This window comes from Streptococcus sp. ELY_86 (assembly GCF_058314495.1).
In genome coordinates this window covers 1-1,165 of the sequence record NZ_JBZFUK010000012.1, presented here as the reverse complement: position 1 = coordinate 1,165, position 1,165 = coordinate 1, and the positions used below count along the sequence as shown (strand labels likewise).

Sequence of the window (1,165 nt, the reverse complement as noted above, 5' to 3'; positions counted from 1 at the left end):
CCCGCATTGTAAAATGAAGTGCAACAGAAAAGACATGTTCGTCTGATATACTAGAATTCCCCAACTCAGTATAGAAAGCAGATGAACATGTCCACTAACCATTCTACCAAAAAATCTCGTTATTCTCACTTATCAGCTTCTGAGCGAGGCGAAATCAGTGCTTATTTGAAAATGGGGAAAAAGCCCGCTGAGATTGCACGTTTACTCAATCGTCACCGTTCTACCATTACTCGTGAGATTAAGCGTGGCACAGTAACGCAAGTTCAGGATAAGAATGGCAAACGGACTTATTATTCCTCCTATTTCGCTGATAGCGGTCAACGCGTCTACGAAGAAAATCGAAAGCGCAGTGTCTATCTGAAACTAGACCAATGCTCTCCGACTTTCTTTAACAAGCTTGAAGAAGCCGTAAAGGCCAAGATTCGTCGTCATAGTGTGGATACCTTTGTCCAAGAATACAAAGCGAAACATCCGGCAGAAATTGTACCTTCAACGAAGACAGTGTATCGCTACATTTTATCAGGTCTTATTTCTATCAAGCCAATCGATTTACCTAAGATGGTGAGCATCAGAAAACGGACTAGGACTAAAACCACGGTCAATAAGAAGACACTTGGAAAATCCATCGAAGAACGTCCAGAAACAGTTAACAACCGCTCTGAGTTTGGTCACTGGGAGATTGACTTGGTTCTTGGGAAAAAGACTAAGGGAGAGGCTGTCGTTATGACTTTGGTGGAACGTCAGACACGTTTTGCCTTAGCTTGTAAGTTGCCCAATAAGCAGGCAGAAACTATCAATAAGGCTGTTAAAGAACTCTTGGCTGAATATCCGATTTCTTCTATCACATCAGACAACGGTTCTGAATTCAGTCTTTTATCAGAGTTAGAAGATGTTGATATTTACTTTGCCCATCCTTATTCATCTCACGAAAGAGGGACAAATGAGAATTTCAATGGTCTTCTCAGGGAGTTTCTCCCTAAAGGGAAATCTCTCAATCCGCTGACTGATGAAGAACTCGCTCAATATCTCTCAGCTATTAACGAAAGACCTAGACGGCTTCACCGTTACAAAACTTCAAAATTTCTGTTTGGGCTAGCCCAAACAGCCTAAACAATGGCATCCTAGTCTATCCATGAACTTGTTGCACTTGACTTGACACTGTGCC

General features: G+C 42.0%; 1 protein-coding gene. It reads left to right on the top strand.

Features of this window, described 5'->3' with window-relative positions:
• The first annotated feature begins 87 nt into the window (after positions 1 to 87).
• A complete protein-coding gene (locus AC4HAN_RS09965; RefSeq protein ID WP_491092375.1) occupies positions 88 to 1,110 on the top strand; it encodes an IS30 family transposase in 1,023 nt (340 codons plus the stop codon).
• Positions 1,111 to 1,165 lie beyond the last annotated feature (55 nt).